Here is a 25663-nt window from a genome sequence, read left to right as displayed (position 1 = left end):
GTTGTGTTCCCGGGCACTGTCACCGGTTGCTCCGGTCGGTCCGGATGTCCCGGTCGTGCCGGATGTCCCGGTCGCGTGTCAGGAGGAGCGGACCGGGATGCTGGTGAAGGTGGGGGACGGCGCGGGGTCGGTGAAGAAGTCGTTGCCCTTGTCGTCGACCACGACGAAGGCCGGGAAGTCCTCGACCTCGATCTTCCAGACCGCCTCCATGCCCAGCTCCTGGTACTCCAGGACCTCGACCTTCTTGATGCAGTCCTGGGCCAGGCGGGCGGCCGGGCCGCCGATGGAGCCGAGGTAGAAGCCGCCGTGCGCCTTGCAGGCGTCGGTGACCTGCTTCGAGCGGTTGCCCTTGGCCAGCATGACGAACGAGCCGCCCGCCGCCTGGAACTGCTCGACGTAGGCGTCCATGCGCCCGGCGGTGGTCGGGCCGAAGGAGCCCGAGGCGTAGCCCTCGGGAGTCTTGGCCGGGCCGGCGTAGTAGACGGCGTGGTCGCGCAGGTACTGCGGCATCTCCTCGCCGGCGTCCAGGCGCTCCTTGATCTTGGCGTGGGCGATGTCCCGGGCGACGACCAGCGGGCCGGACAGCGACAGCCGGGTCTTGACCGGGTACTTCGACAGCTCGGCGCGGATCTCGTCCATCGGCCGGTTCAGGTCGATGCGCACCACGTCCGAGTCCAGGTCGGCGTCGGTGGTCTCGGGCAGGTACTTCGCCGGGTCGGTCTCCAGCTGCTCCAGGAAGACGCCCTCGGCGGTGATCTTCGCGACGGCCTGGCGGTCGGCCGAGCAGGAGACGGCGATGGCCACCGGGCAGGAGGCGCCGTGCCGGGGCAGGCGCACCACGCGCACGTCGTGGCAGAAGTACTTGCCGCCGAACTGGGCGCCGATGCCGATGCTCTGGGTCAGCTCGAAGACCTTCTGCTCCAGCTCGGTGTCGCGGAAGCCGTGGCCGGTGGGGGAGCCGGAGGTGGGCAGGGCGTCCAGGTAGTGCGCGGAGGCGTACTTGGCGGTCTTGAGCGCGTACTCCGCGGAGGTGCCGCCGACCACGATCGCCAGGTGGTAGGGCGGGCAGGCGGCGGTGCCCAGGGAGCGGATCTTCTCCTCCAGGAAGCGCATCATCGACGCCTCGTTCAGGACCGCCTTGGTCTCCTGGTACAGGAAGGACTTGTTGGCCGAGCCGCCGCCCTTGGCCATGAACAGGAACTTGTAGGCGTCCCCGTCGGTGGCGTACAGCTCGATCTGCGCGGGCAGGTTGGAGCCGGTGTTCTTCTCCTCCCACATGGTCAGCGGGGCCATCTGGGAGTAGCGCAGGTTGAGCTTCGTGTACGCGTCGTACACGCCGCGGGAGAGGGCCTCCTCGTCGGCGCCGGAGGTCAGCACGTTCTGGCCGCGCTTGCCCATCACGATCGCGGTGCCGGTGTCCTGGCACATCGGCAGGACGCCGGCCGCGGCGATGTTGGCGTTCTTCAGCAGGTCCAGGGCGACGAAGCGGTCGTTGGCCGAGGCCTCGGGGTCGTCCAGGATCTTCCGCAGCTGGGCGAGGTGGGCCGGGCGCAGGTAGTGCGAGATGTCGTGCATCGCCTCGGCGGCCAGCTTGCGCAGCGCCTCCGGCTCCACCTTGAGGAAGCGGCGGCCGTCCGCCTCGAACGTGCTCACACCCTCGGAGGTCACCAGCCGGTACGGGGTTTCGTCCGCACCCAGCGGCAGCAGATCCGAATACGCGAACTCGGGCATGACGGGGCTTCCCCATTCTCGACGGCGACAGTGCGGCCACGGTGATGGCGTGCGCCCTCCAGATTAGAGCGGGCCCGTATCGTCCCGTCTGTGAGGTACGGCTCAACGCCGATAGGGTGAACGCGTGGACGACTCGCCGCTGGAGAAACGTCAGCCGGACCGGGGGCCCGTGAGGGAGCCGGCACGGGAGCCCGTACGGCGGGAACAGCCCGCGCGGCCGCCGGGCCTCCCCTTCGCGGAGCCGGAGCCGGAGCCGGATTCGGGGCTGGGTTCGGGGCTGGGGCTGAGGGCCTCCGACGCCGACCGCGACCGCGTCGCGGACATCCTGCGCGAGGCGCTGGCCGAGGGCCGCCTGGACGCCGAGGAGCACTCCGAGCGGATCGACCGGCTCTACCGCTCCAGGACGGTGGGGGAGTTGGAGCCGCTGGTGCGCGACCTGCCCGTCCCCTCCCGTCCCGCCGCCCCGGCCCGGCCGGCGCCGGAGGCCGCGCGCGCCACCACCTGGCAGGTCGCGGACGACGGGCCGGCGGACGGCGCGGGCGACACCCTGGTCGCCGTCTTCGGCGGCGCCACCCGGCGGGGCCGCTGGCGCGCCCGCCGCAGGATCACCGCGTTCGCCCTGTTCGGCGGGGTGGAGATCGACCTCACCGAGGCGGTGTTCGAGGCACGGGAGGTCGAGATCCGGGCCGTCGCCCTCTTCGGCGGCGTGGAGATCAAGGCACCCGAGGGCATCACCCTGCGCGACGGCGGCGGGGCCGGGATCTTCGGCGGCTTCGAGATCCACGCCCTCGACTCGGACGACCCGGGCGCCCCCGTCGTCACGGTGAGCGGCCTCGCGGCGTTCGGCGCCGTCGAGACGAAGCGAAAGCGTACGAAACGGGGCAAAGAGCTGGGTCGTTGACCCTCCCGGCCGCCCAACCCCCGCCGAACACAACGGGGTTGGGCGAACACGGTGCGCATGAATCGGGTGACAGCGGGTAGGCCTGCTCCATCGTCGCTCGTACGGCTGAGCCTGGGAGGACAGTTCGGTTCGGACGGCCGTACGCAGCGCACGGGCAAGGGTGATCGCCGAGCCGTCGTCAGGAGTACCCGTGCTTCAACCGTTCGAGTCCCCGAAGGACGCACCCGGCCGCACCGTGCCCGGACGGCGCAGTCCCGGCCGCCGCTCCCCGGGGATGCTCGAGGACGTCCCCCTGCCGCGCGGCGCCGCGGGCCCCTGGCACTCGGAGGCCGCCTGCCGACGGGACGAGGCCGGCCTGTTCTTCGCCCCCTCCAAGGAGCCGACGGCCGCCAGGCTGTCCAGGGAGGAGGCGGCCAAGCGCGTCTGCGCCCGCTGCCCGGTGATGCTGCAGTGCCGGGAGCACGCGCTGGCCCAGCCCGAGCCCTACGGGGTGTGGGGCGGGCTGACCGCCGCCGAGCGCCGGGTGGTCCTGGCCCGCCGGCGCCGCCGGGAGGCGGAGCTGGCGACGGCCGTCGGCCGCATCGCCGCGGCCGGCTAGGCACCGGCCGGGCGGCAACCGGCACCGGCCGGCCCGGCCCCCCGGCAGGGCGCACCCGCCTGCTCCCCGGCGCCACTCCCGGGCGCCGTTTCCGGGCGCCGTTTCCGGCCTCCGGCCGCGAGTACCTCCCCGGAGCCGGAGCCCCCGAAAGCCCTCGCAACCCTGCCCGCACCCGCAGGACAAAACCGGTCCCGTCGGCCGGCGGCATCCGTGCCGCCGGCCGACGGGACCGGTTCCGACTTCGGCTTCGGTTCCGGTTCCGGTTTCGCTCCCGGTTCCTCAGCGGGCGCGGTCGAAGTCGACGGCGCTGTAGGCGCGCAGCTTCGACAGCCGGTGGGTGGAGTCGATCTGCCGGATGGTGCCGGACTTGGAGCGCATCACCAGGGAGCTGGTGGTGGCGGTCTCCGAGCGGTACCGCACCCCGCGCAGCAGCTCGCCGTCGGTGATGCCGGTGGCGACGAAGAAGACGTTGTCGCCGCTGACCAGGTCGTTGGTGTGCAGAACCCGGTCCAGGTCGTGGCCGGCGTCGAGCGCGCGCTGCCGCTCCTCGTCGTCCTTGGGCCACAGCCGGCCCTGGATCGTCCCGCCCAGGCACTTGATCGCGCAGGCGGCGATGATGCCCTCGGGGGTGCCGCCGATGCCCAGCAGCAGGTCGACGCCGGTGCCCTCGCGCACCGCCATGATCGCGCCGGCCACGTCGCCGTCGGTGATGAACTTGATGCGGGCGCCGGTCTCCCGGATCTCCTTGACCATCGCGTCGTGCCGCGGCCGGTCCAGCACGACCACGGTGACGTCCTCGGGGGCGCTCCGCTTGGCCTTGGCGACCCGGCGGATGTTCACCGAGACCGGGGCGGTGATGTCGACGTAGTCGGCGGCCTCGGGGCCGGTGGCCAGCTTCTCCATGTAGAACACGGCGCTGGGGTCGAACATCGTGCCGCGGTCGGCGACGGCGAGGACGGACACGGCGTTGTTCATGCCCTTGGCGGTCAGCGTGGTGCCGTCGACCGGGTCCACGGCGACGTCGCACTCCGCACCGGTGCCGTCGCCCACCCGCTCACCGTTGAACAGCATCGGGGCCTCGTCCTTCTCCCCCTCTCCGATGACCACGACACCGTTCATCGACACGGTGTGCACCAGGGTCCGCATGGCCTTGACGGCCGCACCGTCGGCACCGTTCTTGTCGCCCCGGCCGACCCACCGGCCGGCCGCCATCGCGGCCGCCTCGGTGACCCGCACGAGCTCCAGGGCAAGGTTGCGATCGGGGGCCTCGGGGGCCACCTCGAGCTGGGAGGGGAGGTTCTGGTCGGTCATCGGAGCGCACCTTTCTGTACGACGACGGCCGGATAAGAGGGTGATGCGAGCGTATCCGGCCGCTCGCCCGCAGTGCAGGGGGACCCTTTCGCCTACCCCGCGGCCCCGCCCGCACGCCGACCTGCGGCCGGGGCGGGTGCGGGGCGCGGCCGGACATGGGGGACCATGGGAGGCGTGGCAAGCATGCGTGGCAAGCAGACGGTGCGGGACATGGTCCTGTCGATGGCGGCGATCGGCCTCCTCGCGGGCGGCATCTACCTCTTCATTCCGCACACCGAGGATGATCCGGTCAAGCCGGTCGACTACCGGGTGGAGCTCGGTCAGGCGCGCCGCGCGGCCCCGTACCCGGTGGCCGCGCCCGAGGGCCTGCCGGAGCAGTGGCGCGCCACCTCGGTCAGGTACCGCGGCGCGGGCGAGTCCGGGGGCGCCGAGTGGCACCTGGGCTTCATCAACCCCCAGCAGGAGTACGCGGCGGTCGAGCAGTCGAACGGCCCGGCCGCGAAGTTCGTCGCGGACGTCAGCAAGGGCGCCGAGGAGAACGGCACCCGCAAGATCGAGGGCACCACCTGGAAGCGCTACGACGGGGAGAAGTACAACGCCCTGGTGCGCCAGGAGAAGAACGTGACCACGGTCGTCACCGGCACCGCCCCGCACGACCAGCTGGCACAGCTGGCGGCCGCCCTGCGCACCTCCTGACCCCCGCGGGGCCCGGCCGCAACCGTTCGACCCGGCAGGCGCCGCCGGGCCCGGCACAGTGCCCCAACGCCCGGCGGGGCCCCGCACCCCGCCGCCCGCTCCCGCGGCGGCACGGTGCGGGCGGCACGGTGCGGGCGTCACGGTGCGGGCGGCACGGTGCGGGTCAGTCCTCCCCGCCGGAGTCCGGCCCCCCGGGGCCGGACTCCGCGGCGAGCGCCGCGTCCAGCCGGGCACGGGCCCCCTCCAGGCGCAGCCGGCACACCTTGGCCAGTTCCTCCCCCCGCTCCCACAGAGCCAGCGACTCCTCCAGGGAGGAGCCTCCCGCCTCGAGCCGGCGCACCACGTCGACCAGCTCGTCGCGGGCCTGCTCGTACCCCATCCCCGCGTCGGCCTCCGCGCCGCCGGCGGCCTCCCGCGCCACCGCGTCCTGCCCGTCCCGGTCCTGCCTCTTCGCTGCCATGCGCCAAGACTATGAGCAGGCTGCGACAGCCGGCCCCCGGCGGGCCGTGCGGGCACCGCGTGCCGTGGCGGGAGTGCGGTCCGCCCGGATCACCCGCCGTCCGCCGCCCGGGGCTCCACGCGGACCGGCAGCACCCCGTCCGCCACCCGCGCCCGCAGCGCCTCGCCCTCCGCGACCTCGCCCACCGAGCGCACCACCGTGCCGTCCGCCCGCTGGAGCACCGCGTAGCCGCGCTGCAGCGTCGCGGCGGGGGAGAGGGCGACCACCCGGGCGAGCGTGTGCTCCAGCTCCGCCCCGGCCCGGTCCAGCTCGTGCCGCAGGGTGCGCCGGGAGCGGTCCAGGAGCGCCCGTACCTCGGCCTCCCGCTCCAGCACCATCGTGTGCGGCCGGGCCATCGACGGGCGGCTGACCGCCGCCTCCAGGCCGCGCTCCTCGCGGTCCAGCATCGCGTTCACCACGCGCAGCGAGCGCTCCCGCAGCTGCTGGATGCGCACCATCTCCTCGCCGACGTCCGGGACCACCTTCTTCGCCGCGTCGGTCGGCGTGGAGGCCCGCAGGTCCGCGACCAGGTCCAGCAGCGGTGAGTCCGGCTCGTGCCCGATGGCGCTGACGACGGGGGTGCGGCACGCGGCCACCGCCCGCACCAGCTCCTCGTCGGAGAACGGCAGCAGGTCCTCCACGCTGCCCCCGCCGCGGGCCACGACGATCACGTCCACCTCGGGGTGGGCGTCCAGCTCCCGCACCGCCTCGACCACCCGGGGCACCGCGCTCGCCCCCTGCACGGGGACGTTGCGCACCTCGAACCGCACCGCCGGCCAGCGCAGCCGGGCGTTCTCCAGCACGTCCCGCTCGGCGGCCGACGCCCGGCCGCAGACCAGCCCGACCAGCTTCGGCAGGAACGGCAGCCGCCGCTTGCGCTCGGCGGCGAACAGGCCCTCGGCGGCGAGCGACTTCTTCAGCCGCTCCAGCCGCACCAGCAGCTCGCCCACCCCGACCGGCCGGATCTCCGAAGCCCGCAGCGACAGCTGCCCGCGCGGGGCGTACCACTCGGGCTTGGCCAGCATCACCACCCGGGCGCCCTCGGTCACCACGTCCGCGACCGCGTCGAACACCTGCCGGAAGCAGGTCACGGTGATCGAGACGTCCCGGGAGGGGTCGCGCAGCGTCAGGAACACCACGCCCGCCCCCGGGCGGCGGGAGAGCTGGGTGATCTGCCCCTCCACCCACACCGCACCGAGGCGGTCGATCCACCCGCCGATCATCCGCGACACCTCGCCGACCGGGACCGGCGTTTCCGCAGAAGTGCTGACAGCCATGCACCGAGCGTAGCGGCCGCCGCCGACACCTCCCCGGCCCCGGCCGCGCCCCGCCGGAGCCGCAGGCCGGAACGGAACCGTGGCCGGAACGGAACCGGGCCGGGGCCGGGAGGCACCGCACGGTGTCCGACGGCCCCGGGCGCGCCCGTACGATGGGGCGCATGACTGCTACTGCTGCCCGCCGCGTCCTGCTCGCCGCCCCCCGCGGCTACTGCGCGGGCGTCGACCGTGCCGTGATCGCCGTGGAGAAGGCCCTGGAGCAGTACGGGGCCCCGATCTACGTGCGCAAGCAGATCGTGCACAACAAGTACGTCGTGCAGACCCTGGAGAAGAAGGGCGCGATCTTCGTCGACGAGACCGAGGAGGTCCCCGAGGGCTCCATCGTCGTCTTCTCCGCCCACGGCGTGGCCCCCGTCGTCCACGAGGAGGCCGCCGAGCGCAGGCTGGCCTCCGTCGACGCCACCTGCCCCCTGGTCACCAAGGTCCACAAGGAGGCGCAGCGCTTCGCCGCCGAGGACTACGACATCCTCCTGATCGGCCACGAGGGCCACGAGGAGGTCGTCGGCACCATGGGCGAGGCGCCGGACCGCATCCACCTGGTCGACGGCCCGGACGACGTCGCGAACGTGCAGGTGCGTGACGAGAACCGGCTCGTCTGGCTCTCCCAGACCACCCTGTCGGTGGACGAGACCATGGAGACCGTCGGGCGGCTCAAGGAGCGCTTCCCCGCCCTGGTCAGCCCGCCCAGTGACGACATCTGCTACGCCACCCAGAACCGCCAGACGGCGGTGAAGGAGATCGCGGCCGAGTCCGACCTGGTGATCGTCGTCGGCTCCAGGAACTCCTCCAACTCGGTGCGCCTGGTCGAGGTCGCCCTCGGCGCCGGCGCCAAGGCCTCCCACCTGGTGGACTTCGCCGAGGAGATCGACGAGGCGTGGCTGGAGGGCGTGAGCACCGTCGGCGTCACCTCCGGCGCGTCGGTGCCCGAGATCCTCGTGCAGGGCGTCCTGGAGTGGCTGGCGCAGCGCGGCTACGAGGACGTCGAGGTGTTCCGCTCGGCGGAGGAGAAGCTGATCTTCTCCCTGCCCAAGGAGCTGCGCCGCGACCTGCGCGCGGAGCTCGGCGCGGCCTCCGGCTCCTGACCGCGCGTTCCGCGGTCCGGCGCGGCCGGTCACGGCGTCGGACGTGACCGGCCCGCCCGCCGCACCGTAGCGTGGGTGTCATGAACGCTTTCGGTGTGGACATCGGTGGTTCGGGAATCAAGGGCGCCCCGGTCGATCTCGACCGGGGCGAGCTCGCGCAGGAGCGCCACAAGGTGCTCACCCCCCAGCCCTCCAAACCGGCGGCCGTCGCCGAGAAGGTGGCCGAGGTCGTGGCCCACTTCGACTGGCGGGGGCCGGTCGGCGTCACCGTCCCCGCCGTGGTCACCGACGGCGTCACGCGGTCCGCGGCCAACATCGACCAGGACTGGATCGACTGCGACGCCCGCGGGCTGCTCTCCGACCGGCTCGGGCTGCCCGTCGTCCTGCTCAACGACGCGGACGCGGCCGGTGTCGCCGAGATGTCCTTCGGCGCGGGCCGCGGGCGCCGCGGCACCGTGATCGTGCTGACCCTGGGCACCGGGATCGGCAGCGCGCTCTTCGTCGACGGCACGCTCGTCCCCAACACCGAGCTGGGCCACCTCGAACTGAACGGCCACGACGCCGAGAAGAAGGCGTCCAGCAGGGCCAGGGAGGACGAGGACCTCACCTGGCAGCAGTGGGCGCGCCGGGTGCAGAAGTACCTGCGCCACGTCGAGATGCTGTTCTCGCCCGACCTGTTCGTCATCGGCGGCGGGGTCAGCCGCAAGGCGGACAAGTTCCTGCCGCTGATCGAGGGGGTGCGGGCGGAGATCGTCCCGGCCGAGCTGCGGAACAACGCCGGCATCGTGGGCGCGGCCATGGCGGCCGCCGCCGACACCGCCGGGGCAGCCCGCACCGGCAGCTCCTGACGGCCCCCGGCCGGTCCGCCGCGACCCGCCCGCGCGACCGCCCGCGGTCCTCGTCCGCGGTCCTCGCCCGTGCGGGCGGTCAGCGCGGCGGGGTCCGCCCGCCCGCGGTCCTCGCCGACACCGCCGCCCCCAGCCTGCGGGCCGCCGCCACCGCCACCGCCAGGCCCGTGCCCAGGAACAGCCAGCCGGCGTTGACCGCCAGGTCGGTGAACAGGGCCATCGCCCGCCCGGCCGCGCCGTCCCCGGGAGTACCGGTGAACAGCACGGCGAGGGCGAACGCCAACGGCGCCGCCACGGCGGGCGCGAGGAGGTCGGACGGCCGGACCCGCAGCGAGCCGGCGACGCAGGCCAGGACGAAGAACGCCTTGAGGACGGGGCCGACTCCGTCCAGCAGCAGGGCGTCCAGCGCGGCGCCCGCCGCGGTGAGCCCGCCGACGACGACGGCCGCGCCGGCCGCGGTGAGCCGCGGCCCCGACAGCCCCGCGCCCCCGCCGCCGCCCGCCCGGGTCGCCCCGGCGGGGCGGGCCGCCCGTGCCGTCCGTCCGGTCCGCGGGCCCCGGCCGGAGGCCCCTCCCGGGGGCGCCGCCGCCCCGGGCGGCCCGGTCGCGGTGCGCCGACGGGGCGCCGCCTGCCCGGCCTGCCCGGCCTGCGGGGCCTGCCCGGCCGGTGGGCCGGCAGCCCCGGTGCTGCCGGGGCTGCCGGGGCTGCCAGGACTGCCGGGGGCGGCGGGGCCCGCCGGACGGGGAAGCCGGGGCGGACGGGCGGCCCGGTGGGGGTCGCGTCGTGAGAACCGAGTGCTGGGATGTTCCACCGGGCCACGGTAGGTCGCCGTACCGGTCTGACGATGTGATGGACACACCTTTCGGGAGGGCCTCCTCCCGCCCGCCTCCGGCGCCGCCCGGACGCGGGGGCGCGGCCCGTAGACTGGTGGACCGGTCCTGCCGTGGACCGGTCCACTCAAGTTCTCGCTACGGGAAGTCGCCACGTGTCGCTCACGATCGGAATCGTCGGCCTGCCCAACGTCGGCAAGTCGACCCTGTTCAATGCCCTGACCAAGAACGACGTACTGGCGGCCAACTACCCGTTCGCCACCATCGAGCCCAACGTCGGCGTCGTCGGGGTGCCCGACCCGCGCCTGGACAAGCTCGCCGAGATCTTCGGCTCGCAGCGCAAGCTCCCGGCGACCGTCGACTTCGTCGACATCGCGGGCATCGTGCGCGGCGCCTCCGAGGGCCAGGGCCTGGGCAACAAGTTCCTCGCGAACATCCGCGAGTCGGACGCGATCTGCCAGGTCATCCGGGCCTTCAAGGACGACGACGTGGTGCACGTCGACGGCCGCGTCTCGCCCAAGGACGACATCGAGACGATCAACACCGAGCTGATCCTCGCCGACCTGCAGACCATCGAGAAGGCCCTGCCCAGGCTCCAGAAGGAAGCCCGGATCCAGAAGGACAAGCAGCCGGTCGTCAAGGCGATCGAGGAGGCCCAGAAGGTCCTCGAGGAGGGCCGCACGGCCTTCGAGGCCGGCCTCGACACCGAGCCGCTGCGCGAGCTGCACCTGCTGACCGCCAAGCCGTTCCTCTACGTCTTCAACGTCGACGAGGACGAGCTGGTCAACGAGGAGTTCAAGAACGAGCTGCGCGAGCTGGTCGCCCCGGCCGAGGCGATCTTCCTCAACGCCAAGATCGAGTCCGAGCTGATCGAGCTGGACGACGAGGAGGCGCTGGAGCTGCTGCAGTCCATGGGCCAGGAGGAGCCCGGCCTGGTCACCCTCGCCCGCGTCGGCTTCGACACCCTCGGCCTGCAGACCTACCTCACGGCCGGCCCCAAGGAGTCCCGCGCCTGGACGATCCGGAAGGGCGCCACCGCCCCCGAGGCGGCCGGCGTGATCCACACCGACTTCCAGAAGGGCTTCATCAAGGCCGAGGTCATCTCCTTCGACGACCTCGTCGCCACCGGCTCCGTCGCCGAGGCCCGCGCCGCCGGCAAGGCCCGCATGGAGGGCAAGGACTACGTCATGCAGGACGGCGACGTCGTGGAGTTCCGCTTCAACGTGTGAGTGGTCGAAGCAGCACCGCATCGGGGATCCGGCAAGCATACGGATAGACGACGGGGCCGGACTCGTGGGAGTCCGGCCCCGTCGTCTATCCCGCGCCGGGTTCTTCGCCCCCGCGGAAGAGATGCTCAGGCGTCGTAGACGTTGGAGCGGTGCCCGACGTGTACGACCCACACCACCAGCTCGCCGTTGTCGATGGTGTAGATCACGCGGTAGTCGCCTACCCGTAGGCGGCGCCGGTCGGGTCGGGAGACGAGGGCCGTGGTGCCGAACCCCAGCGGGTCGCTCTCCAGCTCGGTCAGTTTGGCCAGAATGCGGAGGGCCGTGTCGCGCGGGACCTTGCGGAGCTCGGCCTGAGTCTCGGGCCGGAAGACGGTGCGGTACTCACTCACTGCGCGCCAGCGTCTCCCTCATGACCTCCTCGATCGGGATGCCGGGTGCCGGACCGGCCATGCGCTCGTCGATGATCCGGTTGATCTCGCGCTCTTCCCACTCCTGGTACTTGCGCAGAACCCCGATGGACACGACGGCGGCGACCTGCTTTCCCCGCCGGGTGATCACGGTGGGCATGTCGTCACGATCGGCACGTTCCACGACCTCGGCCAAGTGCGCCCGGACGTCGCGGATTGACTCTATGGGCAGCGGCTGCGTCATGCCTCAAGTGTACCATGTGTGCCATGTGTACACAATGCGAGGAGTCTGCGTCGCGGTGCGGGGCCTTTTCCGCGTAGGGGCCCGGCCCTTCCAAGACGGGTTCCTACTGCGTTCGCGTCGGCCGGACTCCTGCCCGGACCGGGACGGCCGCGACCGGGCCGTCCGGACGGCGGACCGGTCGGCCGGGATGCGGACGTGCTGCCGGTGGGGCCGGAGCCGGGGGCGGGGCGCGTGCCGGGCCCGGCCGGGCCCCGCGGTGTCCGCGAGGTCCTCGGCCCCCGGGCCCCGGCCCCCGTCAGGCGCCGACGTAGGCCGCGAGGTGCTCGCCGGTGAGTGTGGAGCGGGCGGCTACGAGGTCGGCGGGCGTGCCCTCGAAGACGATCCGGCCGCCGTCGTGGCCGGCGCCGGGGCCCAGGTCGATGATCCAGTCGGCGTGCGCCATGACCGCCTGGTGGTGCTCGACGACGACGACCGACTTGCCGGAGTCGACGAGCCGGTCGAGCAGGCCGAGCAGCTGCTCGACGTCGGCGAGGTGGAGGCCGGTGGTGGGCTCGTCGAGGACGTAGAGGCCGCCCTTGTCCGCCATGTGCGTGGCCAGCTTGAGCCGTTGCCGTTCGCCGCCGGACAGTGTGGTGAGCGGCTGGCCCAGGCCGAGGTAGCCGAGCCCGACGTCGGCGAGCCGGCCGAGGACGGCCTGTGCGGCCGGCGTGCGCGCCTGTCCGGAGCCGAAGAACTCCCCGGCCTCGGTCACCGACATCGCCAGCACCTCGCTGATGTCGCGGCCGCCGAGGCGGTGCTCCAGCACCGACGCCTGGAACCGCCTGCCCTCGCACTCCTCGCAGGGGGAGGTGACGCCGGCCGCCGTCGCCAGGTCGGTGTGGACGACGCCGGCCCCGTTGCAGCCGGGGCAGGCCCCCTCGGAGTTGGCGCTGAAGAGCGACGGCTTCACGCCGTTGGCCTTGGCGAACGCCTTGCGGATCGGGTCGAGCAGCCCGGTGTACGTCGCCGGGTTGCTCCGTCGCGAGCCCCGGATCGCGCTCTGGTCGACCGACACCACGCCCGCGTCGGCGGCCCACGGCTGCCGGCACAGCGACCCGTGCACGAGGGAACTCTTGCCGGAGCCGGCGACGCCGGTGACGGCGACGAGCACCCCGAGCGGGATGTCCACGTCGACGCCGCGCAGGTTGTGCGTCCTCGCGCCGCGGACCGGGAGCCGGCCGGTGGGCGTGCGCACCGTCTCCTTGAGCGCGGCCCGGTCGTCGAGGTGGCGGCCGGTGAGGGTGCCGGCGGCCCGCAGCCCCTCGACGGTGCCCTCGAAGCAGACGGTGCCGCCCGCCGTGCCGGCGCCGGGGCCGAGGTCGACGACGTGGTCGGCGATCGCGATCACCTCCGGCTTGTGCTCCACGACGAGCACCGTGTTGCCCTTGTCCCGCAGCCGCAGCAGCAGGCCGTTCGTGCGCTGGACGTCGTGGGGGTGCAGCCCCGAGGTGGGCTCGTCGAAGACGTAGGTGACGTCGGTGAGCGAGGAGCCGAGGTGGCGGATCATCTTGACGCGCTGAGCCTCGCCGCCCGACAGCGTGGCCGACGGCCTGTCGAGCGAGAGGTAGCCCAGCCCGATCTCCGCGAACGAGTCGAAGGTCTGCTGCAGCGCGGTGAGCAGCGGCGCCACCGAGGGCTCCTCCAGGCCGCGCACCCAGTCGGCCAGGTCGCGGATCTCCATCGCGCACGCGTCGGCGATGGAGATCCCCTCGATCCTCGACGACCGGGCCCCCTCACTGAGCCGGGTGCCGTCGCACTCGGGGCAGGTGGTGAAGGTGACCGCCCGCTCCACGAACGCCCGGACGTGCGGCTGCAGGGCCTCCTTGTCCTTGGACAGGAACGCCTTCCGGACCTTGGGGACCAGCCCCTCGTAGGTGAGGTTCACGCCCTCGACCTTCACCTTGGTCGGTTCCCGGTGGAGGAAGTCCCGCATCTCCTTCTCGGTGAACTCGCGGATCGGCTTGTCCGGGTCGAGGAAGCCCGACTCGGCGTAGACCCGCACGGTCCAGAGGCTGTCCGCCTTCCAGCCGGGGATGGTGAACGCGCCCCCGGCGATCGACTTGGAGTCGTCGTAGAGCTGGGTGAGGTCGATGTCGGAGACCGTGCCCCGGCCCTCGCAGCGCGTGCACATCCCGCCGGTGCGGTTGTAGGTCGCCCGCACGGTTTTCCGGGCGCCGCGCTCGACGGTGATCGCACCGCTGGCCCGGACGGGGGCGACGTTGAAGGAGTACGCGCCGGGCGGGCCGATGTGCGGCCGCCCGAGCCGGCTGAAGAGGATGCGCAGCATCGCGTTGGCGTCGGTGACGGTGCCGACCGTGGAGCGGGGGTCGGACCCCAGCCGCTGCTGGTCGACGACGATCGCGGCCGTCAGCCCGTCGAGCACGTCGACCTCGGGACGGGCCGGCGTCGGCATGAAGCCCTGCAAGAAGGCGGTGTGGGTCTCGTTGAGCAGCCGCTGCGACTCCGCGGCGATCGTGTTGAACACCAGCGAGCTCTTGCCCGATCCGGAGACGCCGGTGAACACCGTCAGCCTGCGTTTGGGGATCTCGATGCCGACGTCCTTGAGGTTGTTCTCGCGGGCGCCGTGCACGCGGATCAGATCGTGGCTGTCGGCGGTGTGCCGCGCGGGCGACTGCGCGTCCGTCCTCTTGGCCATGCCTGTCGTGTCTCCGTCTTTCGGGCGGGGCCGCCTCCGCGGTCCCCGCCGGTGTCGTCCGGCCCGGCCGGCTTTCGTCGGTGCGTGCGGTCCCGCCCCGCAGGCGCGGGTTCTTCCGTGACGGCGGGGCGGGACCGCGGCTGCGGCAGCCGGTCGGCTCAGCGCACTTCCTGGATGCGGACCAGGTTGCCCGCGGGGTCACGGACGGCGCAGTCGCGGATTCCGTACGGCTGCTCGGTCGGCTCCTGGACGATCTCGGTGTCGCCGGCCTGCAGCCGTTCGAAGGTGCTGTCGAGGTCCTTGGTGGCCAGCAGGATCCAGCCGTAGGTGCCCTTGGCCATCATCTCGGTGACGGTGCGGCGCTCGTCGTCGGTGATGCCGGGGTCGACGGCCGGCGGCGCCAGGAGGACGGACGTGCCGGGCTGGCCGGGAGGGCCGACGGTGATCCAGCGCATCGTGCCGGTTCCGACGTCGTTGCGGACCTCGAAGCCGAGCGTGTCGCGGTAGAAGGCCAGGGAGGCCTCCGGGTCGACGTGAGGGAGGAAGCTCGCGTGGATGGTGATGTCCATGACGGTCAGGCTAGGGGCGGCTCCGAGGCCCCTGCTTCTCGATTCCTGACCGGTCTGGTCACCTGCTTCGCCACGCACGACGGGACACCCGCCGCCGAGCGGGCCGCCCGGCGCCGGTACGCGCTGGGCGACATGCCGACCAACTCGCTGAAGCGGGTGCTGAAGGTGCCCAGCGACGCGCAGCCGACCGCGAAGCAGACCTCGGTGACGCCGAGGTCGCCGCGGCGCAGCAGCGCCATCGCGCGCTCGATGCGCCGCGTCATCAGGTAGCTGTACGGCGATTCGCCGTAGGCGAGGCGGAACTCGCGGCTGAGGTGCCCGGCCGACATGTGCGCGCCGCGGGCGAGCTCCTCGACGTTCAGCGGCTGCGCGTACTCCCGGTCGATCCGGTCGCGGACGCGGCGCAGCCGCGCGAGGTCGCGCAGGCGCTGCGCCGGGTCGGGTCTGCTGGTCACCGGCGAATCGTGACACGGTGCGCCGGAGTTGCCCAGCGCCGTCGGAACCGTGCACTGGATCCGCGTCCGCCCCGGACCGCTCCTGCACAGGTTCAGGGAGTCCTGCAGGTTGTTCGCCTGGAATGTCAGGCCCGGACTGGACCGCCGCACCCAGGTCCCGTCGCCCTCCACGATCTGTTGGACAAAGCACCAGGTTGGACGGCTCCCCGCCACAGCACTGGCTCAGCCGCTGCAAATCGGCGCTCCAGCGACTCCAGGTCTCCGAGCACCATGCGCATCCTGTGCCGGAACGGTTCAGCCTGAAGCCGGCCTCCTGCTCTGCTCAGGTCCGCGGTTGTGTCGGGTGCATGCCCAACTCGGAAGGGATCTCGGGACAGGTCTTTGCATTCACTGTGTGTCCGGGGCCCGGGCGCTCTTGCCCACCGCTTCCGGAGGCGTCAGTCTTCTCGGCGGCGGCTGAGAAAACCCATGTTGTGCGCGTACCGTTGACGACACTTGTCATGTAAGCGACATACTGTCCGTTCGGTGTGGTGGACGGGCTCGCGCCCCCGCCTCCCGCCGCCGCGCCCGCGTACGTGTCCCCTTCGCGCACCACCTTCGCAGGAGGAGTCCTCGCATGGCAGTGAAGCGTCCGTCCAGGCGGCACCGCGCCGGGGTCCCGGCGGCCCTCGCCCTCGCCCTCGCCTTCGGAGCGGGGGTGCACCCCCCGGTGGCCGCGGCTCCGGTCCCGGCCCCGGCCGAGGGGGTGATTGAGAACGCCGACGCCGCCGAGGCGGTCGAGGGCCGCTACATCGTCGTCCTCAAGGAGAGCGCGCCGCGCGCGGGGTCGAGCAGGGGCAGGAGCCTCGCCGAGAGGTTCGGCGCCGACGTCCGCCGGACCTACACGGCGGCGCTGAACGGCTACGAGGTCGCCATGACCGAGGCCGCGGCGAAGAGGTTCGCCGCCGACCCCGCCGTGGAGGCTGTTGTCCAGGACCGCGTCGTCCACGCCCTCGGCAGCCCGGCGGCGGGTGGGGCGGGGGACGGCAGGGCGGAGGGAGGAGGGGGCGCGGATGCGCCCGGGGCCCTGGCGTGCACGACCCAGTACGACCCGCCCTCGTGGGGCCTGGACCGCATCGACCAGCGCAATCTGCCGCTGGACCGCAAGTACACCTACCCGGCCTCCGCGGGCCAGGGGGTGACCGCGTACGTCATCGACACCGGCGTGCGCGTCTCGCACAGCGGCTTCGGCGGCCGTGCGTACAACGGCTACGACGCGGTCGACGGCGACAACGTCGCCCAGGACGGCAACGGCCACGGCACCCACGTCGCGGGGATCGTGGCGAGCACCCTCCACGGCGTGGCGAAGAAGGCCAGGATCGTCGGTGTGCGGGTGCTGGGCGACAACGGCTCCGGCACCCTCTCCGGGGTGATAGCGGGCGTCGACTGGGTGACCGCGAACGCCGTCAAGCCGGCCGTGGCCAACATGAGTGTGGGTGGCGCCGCCAGCACCGCCCTGGACGCCGCGGTGCGCAACTCCATAGCCTCCGGCGTCACCTACGCGGTGGCTGCGGGCAGTTCGGCCACCGACACCTCTTCGTCGTCCCCGGCCCGGGTGGCCGAGGCGATCACGGTCGGCGCCGCCACCGCCAACGACGCCCGCGCGAGCTTCTCCAACTACGGCCCGGGACTGGACATCTTCGCCCCGGGGTCCTCCATCACCTCCGTCTGGGGAACGTCCGACACGGCCGTCAACACCCTCTCCGGTACGTCCGTGGCCGCTCCGCACGTGGCCGGCGCCGCGGCCCTGTACCTGGCGGACAATCCCGCCGCCACCCCCTCGCAGGTGCGCAACGCCCTGGTGGCGAACGCCACTTCCGGCGTCGTCACCAACCCGGGTGCCGGCTCGCCGGACAAGCTGCTGTACGTTCCCTGCGGCGGCTGAGAACTCCCCTCTGCCGCAGGGGACATGTCCGGACAGCGGCGGACCCGGGGAAGCGGCCGGGGCCGGCGGCCGGCGGATCCGGCGGTTTCCGGAAAGAAAGGGAAAACCCTCGGCCCCGGGAAAAGGGTTGGCCGGGGGCGAGTTGGGGGAAACCCTTTTCGCGGGGCTTTCTCCGGATCTTCCTGCGGCGGCCGGTGCGTACGGCGGATGCCACGGAGTGCCAGGTCGGGAGGGTCAAAGAGCAGAACCGGTGGTTGTTTGTTTCCCCCGTTCCGCCCGATCACCGGAACGCGGTGAACCGAAAAAGAACACCGCGACCTCTTGTGCGACACCTGTTCGTCCGTCAATCTTTCGCTGGCGGTCGCAAGGAATCAGCATGGCGCACGACGGAAGTATTTGTCATGCGCATGAAATAAATGGCCTGTACGTTCACGCGTCGGGAACCGCCCCCGGTCCCGTCGCGCGGCGCCGCCGTGTGCGTCCCTGCCCGGCACCCCCGGGCGGAGGCGGGTCCCCACATCCGTGCACCACCTCTGCAGGAGGAACCCCCGAATGGCAGTCAAGCGCTCGTCACAGCGGCGTCTCGCCGGCGTCATGGCAGCAACCGGCGTCGTCCTCGCCCTCGGCGCCGGCACGGCGCTCCCCGCGTTCGCGGCCCCCGCGGAGGGGAAGATCGAGAACGCCGGCGCCGCCGAGGCGATCAAGAACAGCTACATCGTGGTCCTCGAGGAGGAGGCGCCCGACGCCGGGTCCAGCGCCGGCAAGAGCCTGGCGAAGAGATTCGGCGCCGACGTCGAGCACACCTACAAGGAAGCGCTGAACGGCTACGCGGTCACCATGACCGAGGCCGAGGCGAAGAAGTTCGCGGCCGACCCCGCCGTGAAGAGCGTCGTCCAGAACGAGGTCGTCCACGCGGTCGGCACCCAGACCGGCGCCACCTGGGGCCTGGACCGCCTCGACCAGGCCGCCCTGCCGCTCAACGGCTCCTACACCTACCCCGACTCCGCGGGCCAGGGCGTGACCGCGTACGTCATCGACACCGGCGTGCGCATCTCGCACTCCGACTTCGGCGGCCGCGCCTTCAACGGCTACGACGCGGTCGACAACGACAACGTCGCCCAGGACGGCAACGGCCACGGCACCCACGTCGCCGGCACCATCGCCGGCAACGCCTACGGCGTGGCCAAGAAGGCCAAGATCGTCGGCGTGCGCGTGCTGGACAACAACGGCTCCGGCACCACCGCCGGCGTCATCAAGGGCATCGACTGGGTGACCGCCAACGCCCAGAAGCCGGCCGTGGCCAACATGAGCCTCGGTGGCGGCGCCAGCACCGCCCTGGACGACGCGGTGCGCAACTCCATAGCCTCCGGCGTCACCTACGCGGTGGCCGCGGGCAACGACAACGCCAACGCCTCCAACTACTCCCCGGCCCGGGTGGCCGAGGCGATCACGGTCGGCTCCACGACCAGCAGCGACGCCCGCTCCAGCTTCTCCAACTACGGCTCGATCCTGGACATCTTCGCCCCCGGCTCGTCCATCACCTCCACCTGGAACACCTCGGACACGGCCACCAACACCATCTCCGGCACCTCGATGGCCACCCCGCACGTGGCCGGCGCCGCCGCCCTGTACCTGGCCGACAACACCTCCGCCACCCCGGCCCAGGTGAGCACCGCCCTGGTCAACAACGCCGTCTCCAACGTCGTCACCAGCCCGGGCACCGGATCGCCGAACAAGCTCCTCAACGTCGGCAGCGGCGGCACCACCCCGCCGGCCGGCCCCCGCTTCGAGAACACGGCCAACTACAACATCGTGGACAGGGGCACCGTCGAGTCCCCGATCACCGTGACCGGCGTCTCCGGCAACGCGCCGTCCGCCCTGCAGGTCGGTGTCGACATCAAGCACACCTACAGCGGTGACCTGCAGATCGACCTGGTCGCCCCCGACGGCACCGCCTACCGGATGAAGAGCACCGGCACCGGCGGCAGCGCCGACAACGTGATCACCACCTACACGGTGAACGCCTCCTCCGAGGTGGCCAACGGCACCTGGAAGCTGCGGGTCTACGACGCCTACACCTACGACACGGGCTACATCGACTCCTGGTCCCTGCAGTTCTGATCCGGGCCCTCCCCGCACCCGGCCCTGATCCGGTCCGGACCCCACCGGGTGCTCCTCGCAACAACCGGCCGGCCGCCCTGTCCGCAGGGCGGCCGGCCGTCGTGCTGCCGCCCGCCCCCCGCCCCTCTTGACCCTCCCCCTGGGGCAGACCCGAACGTACGGAGTGCCGGGCGAGAGCGCCCGGCGCGGAGGATGTGCGCATGAGCAGGGAGCGGGAAGAGGGGCCGGACGACCCGCTGATGTCCATAGGGGTCTTCGCCCGCCGCGCGCGGCTGTCGATGAAGGCGCTGCGGCTGTACGACCGGCAGGGGCTCCTCAGACCCGCCCGCGTCGACCCGGTCAGCGGCTACCGCCGTTACCGGGAGAGCCAGTTGGCGACTGCCCGGACAGTGGTGCTGCTGCGGCGGCCGGACATGCCGCTGGCGGAGGTCGCGAAGGTCCTGGCGGTCCCCGGGCCGGCGGGCGCCGAACTCGTCGCGGCCCACTGGGAGGCCGTCGAGCGCCGCGTGGCGGCCCAGCGGGAGCCGGCCGCGCACCTCCGTGGCCGACTGTCCGGAGAAGAAGGGAACGCGAGGATGGACGAGGTGCGGGAGCGGGAGGTGCCCGAGCAGGTGGTGCTCACCGAGCAGCGGCACGTGCGGGTGGAGGAACTGCCCGGGTGGATCGGCGCGGCGACGAAGCGGCTGTGCGGGGCCGCGCAGGCGTACGGGGGGCCGGCGGGGCCGGTGTTCGTCGTCTACCACGGGGAGGTCAACGAGGACGGCGACGGGCCGGTGGAGATCTGCCTGCCGGTCGCGGCGGGCGACGACGTCGAGGGGGACGCGGCGGTGCGGCGCGAGCCGGCGCACCGGGAGGCGTACGTCAGGCTGACGAAGGCGCAGGTGGAGTTCCCGCAGATCCTGTCCGCCTACGACGCGGTCGTGCAGTGGGCCGCGGCCAGGGGCCGGACCTGTACCGGGGCCGGCCGGGAGGTCTACTTCGCCGACTGGGACGGGGCCGGCCCGGCCGACGAGGTCTGCGACGTGGCCTTTCCCGTCGACTGAACCGCACGCCCGGTTCCTCCCCCTCCCGTCCGGGCGGTGTCACGCAGCGTGAATGCCTCCGGTCGGCTTGCCGACCGCAACTCCGGGTTGCCAAGCTGTCGCATTCGGTCAACCTGATGGAGGATCACGTGGCGTTCGGCGAGCAGCCCGCGTACTTGCGCGTTGCGGACGACCTTCGGAGGAAGATCCTCAGCGGCGCGATCGCCCCGCACAGCCGCCTGCCCTCCCAGGCCCGCATCCGCCAGGAGTACGGGGTGTCCGACACCGTCGCGCTGGAGGCGCGCAAGGTGCTCATGGCCGAGGGGCTGGTCGAAGGACGCTCCGGCTCCGGCACCTACGTGCGGGAGCGCCCCGAGCCCCGGAGGCTGGCGCGCTCGGGCTACCGCCCGCGGGAGGGGGAGGCGAGCCCGTTCCGCCAGGAGCAGGCCGACGAGGACTGCAAGGGCACCTGGGAGGCCGAGTCCGGCCAGGAGCCCGCCCCCGCCCGGATCGCCGCTCGGCTGCGGATCCCGGAAGGGGGGCGGGTGATGCGCACCCGCTACCTGTACCGGACCGAGGGGGAGCCGATGATGCTCTCCACCTCCTGGGAGCCGCTGGAGGTGACCGGCCGCAGCCCCGTGCTGCTGCCCGAGGAGGGGCCGCTGGGCGGCCGCGGGGTGGTGGAGAGGATGGCCGCGATCGGGGTGGTCGTCGACAACGTCACCGAGGAGGTCTCGGCGCGTCCGGGACTGGCCGTCGAGACCTCGCTGCTCGGCGGGGTGCCCGGCCACGTCGTCATGGTGGTCTCGCGGACCTACTTCGCCTCCGGCCGGCCGGTGGAGACGGCCGACGTGGTGGTCCCCGCCGACCGGTACCGGATCGCCTACCACCTTCCGGTGCGCTGACCGGGGACCGGCCGGGGCCCTCCGCGGCCGGCCGGACGGCCCGGCCGTTTCCCGAACCACCGTCAACTCTCGGCCATATGGGTGGTATCGAGTGGCGGAAACTGTGAAAAGCGCATGTGTTCGAACCGGGGGCGCCCAGTAGGCTCTGGCATATGCGGATCCCCGTCTCCTCCGACACGGCCGAGCCCGGCGTGCTGCGGCCCGGAGGCCCGGCGGGCCGCAGGAACAGCGCCCGTACCGACCGGACCGCGGAGGACGCACGGTGACCGAACTGCTCTGGGTCGTCGTCCGCCAGGACGACAACGGCAACCGCTACCGCGTCGGCCGCTACGCCACCCGCGAGGAGGCGCAGGGCGTCGCCGACCGGCTCGAGGCCAGGGGGCACCGGCAGGTGTACCTGGTGCAGCGCATCGAGACCCCGGCATGAGCCGGGGACGGAACGGGCTGGCGGCCGTGCTCGGGAAGCCGGGCATCTGCTACCTCGCGGCCGTGGCCGTGATCGGGGTGATGAACGCCCTCGACGTGTTCGACCACGAGACCATGTTCTACCTGTGCCTCACCGCGACCCTGCCCATGTCGCTGTTCACGCCGGCCCTCCTCTTCCACGTGGTCGCCCCCCTCCTGCACGTCCTGCGCATGCCGGACCCCGCAGTGCAGTTCCTCGTGGATTTCGGGTACGCCTTCGTCGGGGGCGTGCTGAACGTCCTGCTTTTCCTGGGAGCGAGGGCCCTCGCCCGCGAGTGGTGCTCCGCGCAGCGCGCCGCCCGTGCCGCCCGCGCCGCTCACTGACGCCTCCGGCTCACTGACGCCTCCGGCTCACTGACGCCTCCGACGGCGGCACTAGGCTGCCGCGCATGAGTGCCTCCGACACCCCCGGAGCGGCCCGCACGGCCGCCGACCCGGCCGCCCGTCCCTCCGAGGCCCCGCGGATCCGGACCGTCGTCGCCGGGGCGGTGATCGACGGCGGGCGGCTGCTGGCCGCGCGCCGCAGCGCGCCGGCGCACCTGGCCGGGCGCTGGGAACTGCCCGGCGGCAAGGTCGAGCCGGGGGAGAGCGACGGGCAGGCGCTGGTGCGCGAGCTGCGCGAGGAGCTCGGCGTGGAGACCGAGGCCGTGGAGCGGCTCCCCGGAGCCTGGCCGCTGGCCCCGGGGCTCGTCCTGCACGTGTGGACCGCCCGGCTGCTGGCCGGTGAACCGGCCCCGCTGGAGGACCACGACGAGCTGCGCTGGCTGACCGCGGACCGGTTCGGCGAGGTGGACTGGCTGGAGCCGGACCGCCCGGCGGTCGCCGAGATCGCCCGGCGCCTGGCCCGGCCCACCGGCTGACTCCCGGACTCGGCGCCCCCGGCTCCGGCCCTCGCGTTCCCGCCCCTCCCGCGTTCCCGCCCCTCCCGGTGTCCTGGCCGGGGCGTTCCCCTTCCTCCGCCCGCCGCGACGCGCACGGTCCGCGGGGTAGGGCCGCTTTCGGATGGGTATGCGGGCTATTGGCCGAAGAGGCGAAGATATTCCTGGTGTCCGGACTACCGGGGAAGTGGACGTGGTGAGCGGAGTGGCGGGCGGCGGTGCGCGCGGCGGCGACTTCGCGCGCGCGTCCCCCCGCGGCGACGGGCGCCGTCCGCCGGCCGGCCGGGCCGATGCCGAGGGGGGACAGGGCAGCCTCCTGGACGCACTGAAGGTGGCGGTGGTCCTGCTCGACGCCACCGGCCGGGTCCTGCTGTGGAGCCCCGCGGCGGAGGAGATCCTGGGGTGGCCGGGCGAACGCATCGTCGGCCGCCTGCTCGGCACGGTGCTGGACCCCGGGGGCGAGGAGCCGGGGCTCGGCGAAGGCGGGCCCGGGGGCGGCCGGGAGAGCTGGAGCTCCGGGCCCGAGCTGGGCGAGTACATCCTCGACCGCCTGCTGCGCACGGGCCGCTGGGAGGGCGTGGTCCCGCTGCGGCACCGCGACGGCCACCTGGTGAGGGTCGAGGCGCTGGCCTCGATGCTGGTCGACGGCGACGGCCGGCCGTTCATCCTCGCCTCGGTCGCCGAGATCGGCCGGCTGCGCCGGCTGGAGCACGACCTCGCCGCCCTCGACTCGCTCTTCGACTCCTCCCCGCTCGGCGTGGCCATCCTCGACACCGACCTGCGCTACGTGCGGGTCAACCAGGCCCTGGCGAGGATGAACGGCCGGCCCGTCGCGGCCCACCTCGGGCGCACCGTCGCGGAGGTGCACGAGGGCTGGCCCGGGGCGGGGGAGCTGGCCCGGCTGCAGCGGCACGTGCTGACCTCCGGCCGCCCGGTGATCGACCTGACCATGCCCGGCCCCGCCGGCGGGTACCGGTCGCTGTCCTACAGCCGCCTGGAGGACCGGGCCGGCAGGGTGCTGGGGATCAGCTGCACCATCATGGACGTCACCGAGCGGCGTCACGCCGCGGCCCGGACCGAGCGGGTGCGGCAGCGCCTCGCCCTGCTCAACGACGTCGGCACGGCCATCGCCGACCTGCTCGACGTCCCCCGCATCGCCCAGGTGCTGGCGCGTTCCCTCGTCCCCCGGTTCAGCGACTACTCGGGGGTCCTCCTGCGGAAGGCGGTGGTCCGCGGCGACGACCTGCCCCGGCAGCCGCACACCGTCTCCGAGCCGCTGATGCAGATGGGCGCCGGGTCGGTCCGGGAGGGGCCCAGGATCGACCGGATGCTGCGGGAGGGCCAGCCGATCGCCTTCGCCGACGACTCGGTCTTCGGCACCGTCCTGAACAACGGCGCGCCGCGCCTGGTGGAGACCCCCGACGGGCTCAGGGCGACCACCTACCCCGGCGACCCCGGGGCCGAGGCCGCGATCGACCTGGGGATCCACTCCCTCCTCGTCCTCCCGCTGCGCGCCCGCGGCACCGTGCTCGGGCTGCTGGTGGTCGGCCGGGCCGACGGGCGCGAGCACTTCGACCGCGACGACCTGCTGCTCGCCACGGAGCTGGCCTCCCGGGCCGGCGCGTCCCTGGACAACGCCCGGCTGTACGCCCGCGAGCGGGAGGGCGCCCTGACCCTGCAGCGCAGCCTGCTGCCCCAGCACGTCCCCGAGCCGCCGGGCGTCGAGGTGGCCTTCCGGTACGTCCCCGGCAGTTCGGGCACGGAGGTCGGCGGCGACTGGTTCGACGTGATCCCCCTGGCCGGGGGACGGGTGGCGTTCGTGGTGGGGGACGTGATGGGCCACGGGCTGCGGGCCGCGGCCACCATGGGCCGGCTGCGCACCGCGGTGCGCACCCTGGCGGCCCTGGACCTGCCCCCGGCCCGGCTGCTGCGGCAGGTCAACGACCTCGCGGACGACCTCGTGACCGGCCCCGAGGAGGCCCTGATGGCCACCTGCGTCTACGCCGTCTACGACCCCGCGACGCGGCGCTGCACCATGGCCAAGGCCGGACACGTGCCGCCGTTCCTCGTCGGCTCCGGGGGAGGGGCGCGGGTGGTGGACCTGCCCTCCGGGGCCCCGCTGGGGGTCGGCGGGGTGGAGTTCGAGTCGGTGGACCTCGAGGTGCCGGACGGCTCCGTGCTGGTGCTCTACACCGACGGCCTGGTCGAGTCCCGCGGCGAGGACATCACCGAGGGGCTGGAGCGGTTGCGCGCCGTCCTCGCGCGCCCCCGCCCCTCGCTCCACGCCGTCTGCGACGACATCCTGTCCGACCTGGCCGTGCGGGGCCGGGAGCCGGACGACGTGGCCGTGCTGCTCGCCCGGCTCGGCGGGGCCTGCGACGGCAGCTCCGCGTCGTGGACCTTCCCCGCCGAGGCCGGCGCGGTGCGCCGGGCCCGCGGCCTGGTGCGGGCCGCCCTGCGGGAGTGGGAGCTGGAGCCGATGGCCGACCTGGCCGTGCTGCTGGTCAGCGAACTGGTCACCAACTCGCTGCGCCACGCCCGCGGGCCGATCGGGGTGCGGATGGTCCGCGGAACCTCGCTGCTCGTCGAAGTCTCGGATCCCCTGCCGGACCCGCCGCGGGAGCGTAACGTGACCGACGACGACGAGGGCGGACGCGGCCTCCGGCTCGTCTCGCACTCCTCCCGCCGCTGGGGGACCCGCCGGGGGCGGCTCGGCAAGGTCGTGTGGTTCGAGCTGGCCCTTCCGGGTAATTGAGACCCGGTAAGCGGACGGGCCGCATCCAACGGGGACGGTCGGCTATTGGGACAAGCTGGTGCATTTCGTCATGCCGAAATGAGGTCGTGATCGCCAACACCGTGTCCCGGCCGGGCGGAATGCTGAATACTCGGCATTCAGCCGGTCCGGGTTGTACGAGC

Annotated in this window: 23 protein-coding genes and 1 pseudogene; 14 read left to right on the top strand and 10 right to left on the bottom strand. The window is 73.1% G+C overall.

Annotated features, from left to right (window positions below):
* Nucleotides 1–78: 78 nt before the first annotated feature.
* A complete protein-coding gene (locus GQS52_RS09260; RefSeq protein WP_182312934.1) occupies nt 79–1731 on the bottom strand; it encodes a fumarate hydratase in 1653 nt (550 codons plus the stop codon).
* Between the two features lie 265 nt (nt 1732–1996).
* Between GQS52_RS09260 and GQS52_RS09255 the strand changes: the two genes are divergently transcribed.
* Nucleotides 1997–2632, top strand: coding sequence for a DUF1707 domain-containing protein (locus GQS52_RS09255; protein ID WP_259371079.1), 636 nt, complete (start codon nt 1997–1999; stop codon nt 2630–2632).
* A gap of 274 nt (nt 2633–2906) precedes the next feature.
* Nucleotides 2907–3230, top strand: coding sequence for a WhiB family transcriptional regulator (locus GQS52_RS09250; RefSeq protein WP_182316325.1), 324 nt, complete (start codon nt 2907–2909; stop codon nt 3228–3230).
* A 279-nt stretch (nt 3231–3509) separates the two neighbouring features.
* On the opposite strand, the gene glpX is transcribed toward GQS52_RS09250, so the two are convergent.
* The gene (gene glpX / locus GQS52_RS09245) at nt 3510–4541 is read right to left on the bottom strand and encodes a class II fructose-bisphosphatase (RefSeq protein WP_182312933.1); all 1032 of its coding nucleotides are present in this window, start codon (nt 4539–4541) and stop codon (nt 3510–3512) included.
* A 183-nt stretch (nt 4542–4724) separates the two neighbouring features.
* Here glpX and GQS52_RS09240 point away from each other — a divergent pair, with 183 nt between their 5' ends.
* Complete coding sequence (locus GQS52_RS09240) at nt 4725–5237, top strand: DUF4245 domain-containing protein (RefSeq protein ID WP_182316324.1); 513 nt, start codon at nt 4725–4727, stop codon at nt 5235–5237.
* A gap of 163 nt (nt 5238–5400) precedes the next feature.
* Here GQS52_RS09240 and GQS52_RS09235 read toward each other — a convergent pair whose 3' ends face one another.
* Nucleotides 5401–5616 (bottom strand): exodeoxyribonuclease VII small subunit, encoded by a 216-nt coding sequence (locus tag GQS52_RS09235; protein WP_259371078.1) that lies wholly within the window; start codon nt 5614–5616, stop codon nt 5401–5403.
* Nucleotides 5617–5786: 170 nt separating this feature from the next.
* Entirely contained in the window at nt 5787–7013 is a 1227-nt protein-coding gene (xseA, locus tag GQS52_RS09230) for an exodeoxyribonuclease VII large subunit (RefSeq protein ID WP_182312931.1), read from the bottom strand.
* A 152-nt stretch (nt 7014–7165) separates the two neighbouring features.
* On the opposite strand from xseA, the gene GQS52_RS09225 reads away from it, so the two are divergent.
* Together GQS52_RS09225 and GQS52_RS09220 are read left to right on the top strand one after the other, a co-directional pair.
* The gene (locus GQS52_RS09225) at nt 7166–8155 is read left to right on the top strand and encodes a 4-hydroxy-3-methylbut-2-enyl diphosphate reductase (protein ID WP_182316323.1); all 990 of its coding nucleotides are present in this window, start codon (nt 7166–7168) and stop codon (nt 8153–8155) included.
* An 80-nt stretch (nt 8156–8235) separates the two neighbouring features.
* Nucleotides 8236–9003 (top strand): polyphosphate--glucose phosphotransferase, encoded by a 768-nt coding sequence (locus tag GQS52_RS09220; protein ID WP_182312930.1) that lies wholly within the window; start codon nt 8236–8238, stop codon nt 9001–9003.
* A gap of 79 nt (nt 9004–9082) precedes the next feature.
* On the opposite strand, the gene GQS52_RS09215 is transcribed toward GQS52_RS09220, so the two are convergent.
* Entirely contained in the window at nt 9083–9814 is a 732-nt protein-coding gene (locus GQS52_RS09215; RefSeq protein WP_182312929.1) for a DUF6542 domain-containing protein, read from the bottom strand.
* A gap of 174 nt (nt 9815–9988) precedes the next feature.
* Here GQS52_RS09215 and ychF point away from each other — a divergent pair, with 174 nt between their 5' ends.
* A complete protein-coding gene (gene ychF / locus GQS52_RS09210; protein WP_182312928.1) occupies nt 9989–11062 on the top strand; it encodes a redox-regulated ATPase YchF in 1074 nt (357 codons plus the stop codon).
* Between the two features lie 125 nt (nt 11063–11187).
* Here the strand turns inward: ychF and GQS52_RS09205 are convergent, their stop codons facing one another.
* The 5 genes from GQS52_RS09205 to GQS52_RS09185 all read right to left on the bottom strand — a co-directional run bounded on the left by GQS52_RS09205 (nt 11188) and on the right by GQS52_RS09185 (nt 15432).
* Nucleotides 11188–11451 (bottom strand): type II toxin-antitoxin system RelE/ParE family toxin, encoded by a 264-nt coding sequence (locus GQS52_RS09205; protein WP_182312927.1) that lies wholly within the window; start codon nt 11449–11451, stop codon nt 11188–11190.
* Nucleotides 11444–11713: a type II toxin-antitoxin system Phd/YefM family antitoxin gene (locus tag GQS52_RS09200; RefSeq protein ID WP_182312926.1), complete on the bottom strand. Its 270-nt coding sequence runs from the start codon at nt 11711–11713 to the stop codon at nt 11444–11446. The genes GQS52_RS09205 and GQS52_RS09200 overlap by 8 nt, the downstream gene beginning before the upstream one ends.
* Before the next feature lie 295 nt (nt 11714–12008).
* Nucleotides 12009–14408 carry an excinuclease ABC subunit UvrA gene (locus tag GQS52_RS09195; protein WP_182312925.1) on the bottom strand — a complete coding sequence of 800 codons (2400 nt, stop codon included), beginning with the start codon at nt 14406–14408 and terminating at the stop codon, nt 12009–12011.
* A gap of 158 nt (nt 14409–14566) precedes the next feature.
* A complete protein-coding gene (locus tag GQS52_RS09190) occupies nt 14567–14977 on the bottom strand; it encodes a VOC family protein (protein ID WP_182312924.1) in 411 nt (136 codons plus the stop codon).
* 5 nt (nt 14978–14982) lie between these two features.
* Nucleotides 14983–15432 carry a helix-turn-helix transcriptional regulator gene (locus tag GQS52_RS09185; protein WP_182312923.1) on the bottom strand — a complete coding sequence of 150 codons (450 nt, stop codon included), beginning with the start codon at nt 15430–15432 and terminating at the stop codon, nt 14983–14985.
* Between the two features lie 616 nt (nt 15433–16048).
* On the opposite strand from GQS52_RS09185, the pseudogene GQS52_RS09180 reads away from it, so the two are divergent.
* The 8 genes and pseudogenes from GQS52_RS09180 to GQS52_RS09145 all read left to right on the top strand — a co-directional run.
* A pseudogene (locus GQS52_RS09180) lies at nt 16049–17341 on the top strand (S8 family peptidase); the annotation flags it as partial.
* A 567-nt stretch (nt 17342–17908) separates the two neighbouring features.
* Nucleotides 17909–19477 carry a S8 family peptidase gene (locus GQS52_RS09175; protein WP_182312921.1) on the top strand — a complete coding sequence of 523 codons (1569 nt, stop codon included), beginning with the start codon at nt 17909–17911 and terminating at the stop codon, nt 19475–19477.
* A gap of 200 nt (nt 19478–19677) precedes the next feature.
* Nucleotides 19678–20520, top strand: coding sequence for a MerR family transcriptional regulator (locus tag GQS52_RS09170; RefSeq protein WP_182312920.1), 843 nt, complete (start codon nt 19678–19680; stop codon nt 20518–20520).
* A gap of 128 nt (nt 20521–20648) precedes the next feature.
* Nucleotides 20649–21404: a GntR family transcriptional regulator gene (locus tag GQS52_RS09165; protein WP_182316322.1), complete on the top strand. Its 756-nt coding sequence runs from the start codon at nt 20649–20651 to the stop codon at nt 21402–21404.
* A gap of 262 nt (nt 21405–21666) precedes the next feature.
* Nucleotides 21667–21831 (top strand): SPOR domain-containing protein, encoded by a 165-nt coding sequence (locus GQS52_RS09160; RefSeq protein WP_182312919.1) that lies wholly within the window; start codon nt 21667–21669, stop codon nt 21829–21831.
* Entirely contained in the window at nt 21828–22193 is a 366-nt protein-coding gene (locus tag GQS52_RS09155) for a hypothetical protein (RefSeq protein ID WP_182312918.1), read from the top strand. The genes GQS52_RS09160 and GQS52_RS09155 overlap by 4 nt, the downstream gene beginning before the upstream one ends.
* Before the next feature lie 65 nt (nt 22194–22258).
* Complete coding sequence (locus GQS52_RS09150) at nt 22259–22729, top strand: (deoxy)nucleoside triphosphate pyrophosphohydrolase (RefSeq protein WP_182312917.1); 471 nt, start codon at nt 22259–22261, stop codon at nt 22727–22729.
* 205 nt (nt 22730–22934) lie between these two features.
* Nucleotides 22935–25502 (top strand): SpoIIE family protein phosphatase, encoded by a 2568-nt coding sequence (locus GQS52_RS09145; protein WP_259370668.1) that lies wholly within the window; start codon nt 22935–22937, stop codon nt 25500–25502.
* Nucleotides 25503–25663 lie beyond the last annotated feature (161 nt).

This window comes from Streptomyces sp. SCUT-3 (genome assembly GCF_014083985.1).
GTDB lineage: Bacteria > Actinomycetota > Actinomycetes > Streptomycetales > Streptomycetaceae > Streptomyces_H > Streptomyces_H thermolineatus.
Note: the sequence above shows the minus strand (reverse complement) of the source record. Positions and strands in the feature narration are given on the sequence as shown.

Excerpts from the sequence above, each read along its gene's own strand:
- GQS52_RS09175 (WP_182312921.1), top strand. The coding sequence starts at position 17,909 with ATGGCAGTCAAGCGCTCGTCACAGCGGCGTCTCGCCGGCGTCATGGCA.
- GQS52_RS09240 (WP_182316324.1), top strand. The coding sequence starts at position 4,725 with ATGCGTGGCAAGCAGACGGTGCGGGACATGGTCCTGTCGATGGCGGCG.
- GQS52_RS09170 (WP_182312920.1), top strand. The coding sequence starts at position 19,678 with ATGAGCAGGGAGCGGGAAGAGGGGCCGGACGACCCGCTGATGTCCATA.
- GQS52_RS09225 (WP_182316323.1), top strand. The coding sequence starts at position 7,166 with ATGGGGCGCATGACTGCTACTGCTGCCCGCCGCGTCCTGCTCGCCGCC.
- glpX (WP_182312933.1), bottom strand. The coding sequence starts at position 4,541 with ATGACCGACCAGAACCTCCCCTCCCAGCTCGAGGTGGCCCCCGAGGCC.
- GQS52_RS09200 (WP_182312926.1), bottom strand. The coding sequence starts at position 11,713 with ATGACGCAGCCGCTGCCCATAGAGTCAATCCGCGACGTCCGGGCGCAC.
- GQS52_RS09260 (WP_182312934.1), bottom strand. The coding sequence starts at position 1,731 with ATGCCCGAGTTCGCGTATTCGGATCTGCTGCCGCTGGGTGCGGACGAA.
- GQS52_RS09235 (WP_259371078.1), bottom strand. The coding sequence starts at position 5,616 with ATGGGGTACGAGCAGGCCCGCGACGAGCTGGTCGACGTGGTGCGCCGG.
- GQS52_RS09190 (WP_182312924.1), bottom strand. The coding sequence starts at position 14,977 with ATGGACATCACCATCCACGCGAGCTTCCTCCCTCACGTCGACCCGGAG.
- GQS52_RS09195 (WP_182312925.1), bottom strand. The coding sequence starts at position 14,408 with ATGGCCAAGAGGACGGACGCGCAGTCGCCCGCGCGGCACACCGCCGAC.
- GQS52_RS09220 (WP_182312930.1), top strand. The coding sequence starts at position 8,236 with ATGAACGCTTTCGGTGTGGACATCGGTGGTTCGGGAATCAAGGGCGCC.
- GQS52_RS09250 (WP_182316325.1), top strand. The coding sequence starts at position 2,907 with ATGCTCGAGGACGTCCCCCTGCCGCGCGGCGCCGCGGGCCCCTGGCAC.
- xseA (WP_182312931.1), bottom strand. The coding sequence starts at position 7,013 with ATGGCTGTCAGCACTTCTGCGGAAACGCCGGTCCCGGTCGGCGAGGTG.
- GQS52_RS09150 (WP_182312917.1), top strand. The coding sequence starts at position 22,259 with ATGAGTGCCTCCGACACCCCCGGAGCGGCCCGCACGGCCGCCGACCCG.
- GQS52_RS09155 (WP_182312918.1), top strand. The coding sequence starts at position 21,828 with ATGAGCCGGGGACGGAACGGGCTGGCGGCCGTGCTCGGGAAGCCGGGC.